Genomic DNA, 9,002 nt, shown 5'->3' with positions numbered 1-9,002 from the left:
CGAAGAAATTTAAATTCAAAACCGAAAACCAAAACCTTTAACAAGCGAAGATAAATTACTGATTTTAATCACTTAATTTATCCTCTATCTCCTTCAAACTTCGCCGCTTTCGAAGCGGTTCGTCTTAAGGAGGTGCGCATTATATAGAGCTGATTCTTTAGGTCAACACCTTTATCAAACTTTTTTATAAATTAATACGCCAAAGACAGCAACCACTGCTGCACCCATTTTTAACCCCCTCTTTATAACCCTTCTTTATACTAATACGACATCAACCCACCTTCTAACCACCGATATATAGCCTCCATTTACCACCAAGCCATCCAAAACCGACCAACATCACACAAACTCAACCTACACCCCCCCTCTCAAAATATAAACATTAATAACATTCACATTTATATGCAACGTTTTTTTAGGCTTTTTCTATGATAAAACCTAACAACTGTACGCTCATGACTTTACAATTTTTTAGTTTGCAAACAACAACTTAAATAAGCACTTATTTCTTTAAAGAGACAAGCCTAGCTAGCGCTACATCTAACAGGCATATTCATGAGACAGAGTTCAAAGTTCTTTCATAATTTTACAATTTTGCGCTAACAAGCCCCTCAATATTCATTTCTATAAAGTCGCTTCATAAAAGCCAGACCGTGCAACAAGCTAACACCGATCGTTTATTACTTAATGTCTTTGAACATAAAGAGCCATGGATAATCAGATGCCAATAAGAAAACTGAGTATTACCTCCCTATCATTTATTGTTCTTCTCTACGCTCAGTTTTTATCTGCTGCGCCCGGCGATGCAGGTAATATCCTAACAACACTGACTATTAATAATGTAAGCGGTGATGGTCGAACACCTACATCCCCTCAAGGCATTACCATGCATGATGGCTATCTTAGGGTAGTCGATTTTGGCACCGATAGAATATACCGGGTATATCCTGAAGATATATATGATGACATGGGCACAAGTGACGTAGGTGACGACGTACTATTGTTCTCTGCAGGCGACAGTGATTTAAACCTTCCTCTTGCAGACACCGATAACCCACCAATAAATAGCGATGGCAACCCCATCCCTACTTGTGGCGCAACGCCTGCAGGCCAATACTGTGGCGGCGGCGGTCTGACTTTTGCTGAAAACTATTTATGAAATGCCAGCCCTATAACTGACGACATCATAAAAGTAGACCCGGTAGATGGTGATAACCTCGAATCGGAGAATGCACTCGCGTCACTGGCATTCCCATCACCCACCGACATGACATACGACGGTCATAGCTTTTGGGTCGTAGACTGGCAAACTAACACTATCAATAAAGTACGCCCTGAAGATGGTGCGCTTCTTTTGTCTTTACCAGGCCCCTCCTCTTTACCTTCATACCAATCTAACCCCTCAGTCACTAATGCTCGCCCTTTTGGTATTACCTGGGACGGTAGAGACTTATGGGTAGCTGACCAAGAAGAACTCAAGGTTTACCGCATTGACCCAAGCGACGGTAGCGTTGTTGACTTCTTTGACACACCAGGAGCTGACCCTAAAGGATTAAGTTGGAACGGCGAATATCTTTGGCACACAGACCAAACCACCGCTACGATTTACGCTATCGAAACAGGGGTTATCCCGTTTGGCATTACCGGCTGCTTTGAAAAGAACGGTGTAGCAGTCAATGCTGATATATTACTTAGCCAAACAGCTTTATCTGACCAATCAACTAGCACTGATATTGATGACTGCTTCCAGTTCACTGACTTCACCGCTGGCACACCAATCCAACTAAAAGCCAGTGAAGCTGGCGTTGATGAAAAACCTATCATTACTCTTGCCGAAACATCAGCGGGCTCAACTGACGTCACACTTATTGTTGGCGACGAATATTCCGAGCCCGGCTACTCCGCTTATGATACAGAAGACTTGGATTTGACATCTGAGGTCGTTACTAGGCCGAACGTTATCGATACTCCCACTATTATCGATACATCCGTACCAAACCCTACGGGAATACTAGTTGAATATGATGTCGTTGATAGCGCAGGTAACAACGCTGATACGGTATCTAGAATGGTCTACGTTCTAGAAGAGGATATCATCGCTCCCGTTATTACTCTTACTGGCGACGATCCGACATACGTTGAACAACTGACCAGCTATATAGAACCCGGCGCAACAGCAATCGATAATCGTGATGGAGATATCAGCGCAAACATTACTATTTCCGGAACCGTTGATGCAAACACTGCTGGAACTTACACCCTGTCCTACGACGTTTCGGATGCCGTTGGAAACATCGCAACGACTGTCACTCGTAATGTAATCGTCCAAGACACAACTATCCCTAGCATTACACTAAGCGGAGCTTCGAGTATCACTCTGGAAAAAGGCGACACTTATATAGAAGAAGGAGCCACAGCCACCGATAATGTTGATGGTGATATTACGGCTAATATCATTATCTCAGGAAGCGTCACGAACGATACGGTTGGAAGCTATGTCCTAAACTACGACGTGTCAGACTCATCAGGCAATGCAGCAGTAGTCGTTTCTCGCACAATTAATGTTGTCGATACCACTGCACCGATTATTACGCTAATAGGCGCCAGCCCGTATAATCAAGAATTAAACACCCGGTTCACCGACCCTGGCGCTACTGCATCAGATGTTCCAGGCGAAGACTTAAGCAGCTCCATTGTCGTCAGCGGTTCTGTTGATTCAAGCATTGCTGGTACTTACACACTTTCTTATGACCTAAGCGATGCAGCAGGAAATATAGCGACAACAATATCTCGCGACGTAATCGTTGCCGATACCGGCGCGCCAACGATCACCCTTCTTGGAAGCAACCCTCTTGATCACGAGCTTGGAAATGCCTACACCGATCCAGGCGCTACTGCATCAGATGCAATCGACGGAGACTTAAGCAGCAGCATTGCCGTAGCTGGAGATACCGTCAACCCGAACCTAACAGGCACATGCAATGTCACATACGATGTTTCGGACTCAGTTGGCAACGCTGCACCTACCGAAATAAGAACAGTAAACGTAAACGACACAACACCTCCAACTCTCATTTTGTCTGGCGACTCAACAGTTCTGCATGAATTACGAACCCCCTATACAGATGCTGGCGCAAGCGCAAATGACAATACCGATGGAGACATCACTACGAGTATTGTAGTCGGCGGAGATACAGTAGATAGTGATACCGCCGGTGTATATATCATCACTTATAACGTAAGTGATGCCGCGGGCAATGCAGGCGCACCAATCAGCAGAGTTGTTGACGTTGCTGACCGCACAGCACCGGTAATAAGCTTACTTAGCGCAAACCCTTTGGATCATGAAGTAGGCACCATATTCGTTGACCCTGGTGCAACAGCATCCGATATTATAGACGGCGATGTTAGTGCCGATATTGGCGTATCTGGCTCGGTTGACCCAAACACAATTGGCACTTATACACTTTCCTATAATGTCAGCGACTCGGCAGGAAACGCTGCAACGACGGTAGTTCGTACAATTAATGTTGTCGATACCGGAGTGCCGGCCATCACGCTACTTGGCGACAACCCCATTTTACACGAGCTGCAAACTACCTCTACCGACCCTGGTGCCACTGCAATAGATGCCGCAGACGGAGACCTTTCATCTAGTATTGTCATCACAGGCTCAGTCGACTCAAATACCGCTGGAACTTATACACTCAGTTATGATGTGACGGATTCACAAAGCAATGCTGCGACAACCGTAACACGAGACATTATCGTTGCAGACCGAAGCGCTCCACTCATCACTATTACCGGTAGTACTACAGTTAATCATGAGCAAGGCACTTTATATACAGACGCTGGCGCAACTGCTAGTGATGTAATTGACGGTGATATCAGTGCAAACATCGTCACAAGCGGTACTGTTGACGTTAATACTGCCGGTACGTATAGCATCAATTACAATGTAAGTGACGCTACTGGAAACGCGGCAACACAACTCACCAGAACCGTTATTGTCAGTGACACAACTATTCCGGTAATCACCCTTAACTCAACGAACCCGCTGGATCACGAAGTCGGCACAATCTTCGTCGACCCAGGCGCAACAGCCAGTGACAACACTGACGGAGATATCAGTACAGCAATTGGCGTTACCGGAACTGTTGATGCCAATACGCAAGGTGCATACACCCTTACCTATAATGTTTCTGACTCATCTGGTAACGCAGCAGCAACCGTAGTTCGAACTGCAAACGTCGTGGATACTGGAGTACCCTCTATTGCACTTATTGGTGACAATCCAGTGCTACACGAACTACAGACGCCATACACAGATGCTGGTGCGACCGCTTCAGATGCAGCAGACGGCGACCTAAGCGCTTCAATCACAGTGACTGGGTCAGTCGATCCGGATATCGCCGGAACTTACACACTTAGCTATGATGCAAATGATTCCCAAAGTAATGCTGCAACAACGGTAACCAGAGATGTAATCGTTGCTGATAGAACAGCTCCAGTAATAACGATTACTGGAGGCAGCACCGTTAACGCTGAACAAGGAACGGTTTATAGCGATGCCGGAGCGACCGCAACAGACATCATAGATGGCGATATTAGCGTAAATATCATTACCACTGGCGCAGTTGATACAAATACCGCTGGTAACTACACCATTCACTATAATGTTAGCGATGCCGCTGGAAACCCCGCTATTCAGGCGAGTAGAACTGTAATCGTAAGCGATACAACAGCCCCACTTATCACCCTTGCTGGAGCCAACCCCTTAGATCACGAAGTAGGAACAATCTTCGTCGATCCTGGCGCTAGCGCTAGCGATAATATTGATGGAGATATCAGTCTAAGTATTGGCGTCACAGGAACAGTCGATGCCAATACACAAGGCACGTATACGCTTACCTACAATGTATCCGATTCATCAGGAAATGCTGCAGCAACCACTACACGAACAGTGAATGTTGTGGATACTGGCGCACCAACCATAACACTAAATGGCGACAACCCTACCCTGCATGAACTACAAACCACCTACACAGATGCTGGCGCTACCGCTACGGATGCTGTAGATGGTAACTTAAGTGCATCCATCATCGTTAGTGGGACAGTCGATGCGAATATCGCGGGTACCTACACCCTGTCTTACAACGTTACCGACCTACAAAGCAATGCTGCACCCACGGTTACCAGAGACGTAATCGTTGCCGATAGAACCGGCCCCGTGATTACTCTACTTGGCAGCGCTACAGTTAATGTAGAGCAAGGCGCGACATACACGGATGCGGGTGCTACGGCATCAGATGCCATTGATGGTGACTTAAGCTCCAACATTGTGCTTGGTGGTGCAGTTAATACCAGCGTAAGTGGAAGCTATACCCTTACTTACAACGTTAGTGACGCCTCAGGCAACGCTTCGACGCAAGTCTCGCGAACTGTTATTGTTAGTGACATGACTGCGCCGGTAATCAGCTTAGTCGGCACAGACCCGCTCAATCATGAAGTAGGCACCATATTCCTCGATCCAGGCGCTATCGCCTCAGATAATATTGATGGTGATATTTCAGCAAATATTGGAGTTACAGGCTCAGTAGATGCCAACACTGTCGGCGCTTATATCTTGTCATATAACGCTTCTGATGCAGCAGGCAATGCCGCAACCACGGTTAATAGAACTGTAAACGTTGCCAATACTGGCGCACCAACCATCACCATGTCTGGTGCCAACCCACTTAATCATGAGCTAAATACAATTTACACCGACCAGGGTGCGACTGCATCAGACGTAGTCGATGATGACGCTACGCTTAGCGCAGCAATTGTCACCATTAACAACGTGAATGAAAATGTCGCAGGCACATACACGGTCACTTACGATGTGACAGACTCTGGTGGAAACCCTGCCGCACAACAAGTCCGAACAGTTAATGTCGGCGACTTTACTGCACCAATGATAACTCTAATTGGCAACACAACCGTAAATATTGAACTTGGCTCAAGCTATACCGATGCAGGCTCAAGTGCGACAGATAATATTGATGGCGACCTGAGCTCCAGTATTATTTCAAGCGGAACAGTCAACCCTCTTGCGACTGGAACATATGTAATTAGCTATGACGTAAGTGATGCAGCTGGGAACAATGCCGTACAGCTTACGCGAACAGTAATCGTCACCGATACTACCGCACCGGTTATCACATTACTTGGCTCGGCAAGCATCAACCATGAACAAGGAACTGCTTATAGCGACCGTGGCGCCAGTGCTACAGACAATACTGACGGTGATATCACCGCCAGCATCACTGTATCCGGTTTTGTCGATGCAAATGCCGCTGGCACATACACTCTCAATTACAACGTTAGCGACAGCGCAGGAAATAACGCAACAACACTAACACGTACTATTACAGTTGTTGATACAACGCTACCGGTATTGACCTTAAGCGGAAGTACTCCAACTAATCATGAGCAAGGAACAAGCTATACCGATGCAGGCGCATCCGCCAGTGATACCGTTGACGGAGACTTAACTGCAAATATCCTTGTCACGGGCTCCGTTGATGCAAATACTGCCGGCTCCTATATTCTTACTTATAATGTTAGCGATACAGCCGGTAACGCAGCCACATCAATTACAAGAACCGTTATCGTGGCCGACACGACAGCCCCTGCTATTACCATTATCGGCAGTTCAGCCGTCAACCATGAACAAGGCAGCACCTATACAGATGCAGGCGCTACTGCCTCCGACCTTATCGATGGCGATATGAGCGCTAGTATTGTTGTCACGGGCAGTGTAGATGTTAATGTTGAAGGCTCGTATATCATCAGTTATGACGTAACAGATGCAGCAGGAAACCCCGCGACCACCGCAACAAGAACTGTAAATGTTGGCGATACAATTGCACCAACAATAGCCTTACTTGGAAATGCAATTGAAAATCATGAACAAGGAACAAGCTATACCGATGCAGGAGCGAGCGCTAACGATAATTTTGACGGGGATATTTCTGCAAACATCGTTGTTAGCGGAACTGTCGATGTAAATGCGCCAGACACCTACATACTCAGCTATGATGTCAATGATGCCGCTGGTAATGCCGCTGCTACAGTTAATAGAAGCGTTGTTATCGCCGATACAACAGTTCCAGTCATTACAATCAACGGTAATTCTAACGAAACCGTTGAACAAGCTACCAGCTATACCGACGCAGGCGCGACGGCAAGCGACAATGTCGATGGCAACCTAAGCAGCAACATCATCGTATCCGGCGATACGGTTGATATTAATACAGCTGGGATTTACACCACTCGCTATGATGTCAGTGACACTGCGGGCAATAATGCTGTACAAGTAACACGAACCGTCACAGTCGAAGACAGTACTGCACCACTGATTACCCTACTGGGCTCCAGCCCGCTTAATCATGTTCAGCTCACACCTTATACCGATGCCGGTGCAACAGCCTCTGACAGTGCTGATGGCGACATTACTGCCAGTATCACGCGAACAGGCGATGTAGATACCAATATAATTGGCACTTACCTAATTTCTTATGACGTAAGTGATGCTGCGGGTAACGCTGCAACAACAGTCTCACGCACAGTGAATGTAACAGACGGCATCGCACCAACAATCACTCTTCTGGGCAACACGATTGTCAATCATGAACAGAGCACCTCTTACACAGATGCAGGCGCAACAGCTGACGATAACCTTGACGGTGATGTCACCACCAATATCGTACTTAGTGGAGCTGTTGATGTTAATACTCCCGGAACCTACGTGCTCAGCTATGACGTCAATGATGCCGCGGGGAATGCTGCAACGACCGTTACTAGAACAGTCATCATTGCCGATACAACTATTCCAGTCATTACGCTAACAGGCAATGCAGCTGAAACAGTTGAACAAGGAACGAGCTATACCGACGCTGGTGCAACAGCCAACGACAACGTGGATGGCAACCTAACTTCCAGCATCGTCATAAGCGGTGATACCATCGATGCAAATATTGCAGGCATATACACGATAAGATACGACGTCAGTGATACTGCCGGTAATGCTGCTCTAAAGCTTAGTCGCACAATCACTGTTCAGGATACAACGATTCCAGTGATTACACTTACTGGCTCCGACCCGACCAACCACGTTCAAGGTACTGCTTATAATGATGCCGGCGAAACGCCTCTAGACAGCGCTGATGGAGACATTTACGGCAACATAGCAAGGACAGGCTCTTTCGATATCAACACGATTGGAAGTTATGTATTAAGTTACAATGTTAGTGACGCTGCCGGTAATGCCGCGGCTACAGTTACTCGAACAGTAAACGTAACGGACGGCATCGCTCCTGTAATCACCCTTGTAGGTGACTCAACCATTGATCATGTTAATGGCCAGTTATTCACTGACCCTGGTACGATAGGATCAGACAACCTTGACGGAGATATTAGCCTCAACATTACAACAGGCGGCTTTGTCGATATTAATACCGATGGCACCTACGTCTTGAGCTATGACCTTGTCGACGCTGCTGGGAATGCCGCTATAACCGTGCAAAGAACCATTAATGTTGTCACCCCTGCTGCAATATTTGTCGAGGCCGAAACGGGCACAATCGGTGATGGGCCAGATGTAGAAAGTTATGGCTCAGGCTTTACCGGCTCAGGTTATATCAATATAAGCTTGGCACAGGATGGAGATTACATTGAGTTCTCGGATATTCAGGCGTTCGCCATCCCTTACAACCTAACAATCCGATACGCTTCATCAAATGATAGCTCTTCTTTCGATATCCTTGTGAACGGTAGCGCCGCTGGTAGCATCGCTCTTTCTGCGACTGGTGATAACGCTCTCTATTTGGATTCAGCTGCTTTGCCTGTCACGCTAGTATCGGGCGCTAACACCTTGCGATTCAATATACTTGTCGATCCAACCGATAAACGAATCGACTCGTTTACTCTAACGCCGCAATAGAATGGAGATTAAAGCT

The 9,002-nt window shown here is 46.6% G+C and carries 2 protein-coding genes; both read left to right on the top strand.

The features are described 5' to 3' along the window. Window positions 1-721: 721 nt before the first annotated feature. A complete protein-coding gene (locus A3763_RS08090; protein WP_156490428.1) occupies window positions 722-1,159 on the top strand; it encodes a hypothetical protein in 438 nt (145 codons plus the stop codon). A gap of 108 nt (window positions 1,160-1,267) precedes the next feature. Beyond that, complete coding sequence (locus tag A3763_RS27515; RefSeq protein ID WP_068509798.1) at window positions 1,268-8,986, top strand: immunoglobulin-like domain-containing protein; 7,719 nt, start codon at window positions 1,268-1,270, stop codon at window positions 8,984-8,986. The last annotated feature ends 16 nt before the right edge of the window (window positions 8,987-9,002 follow it).

The organism is Oleiphilus sp. HI0128 (assembly GCF_001635365.1).
The sequence above is the reverse complement of the archived record's forward strand: the minus strand, read 5'-3'. Positions and strand labels throughout refer to the sequence as shown.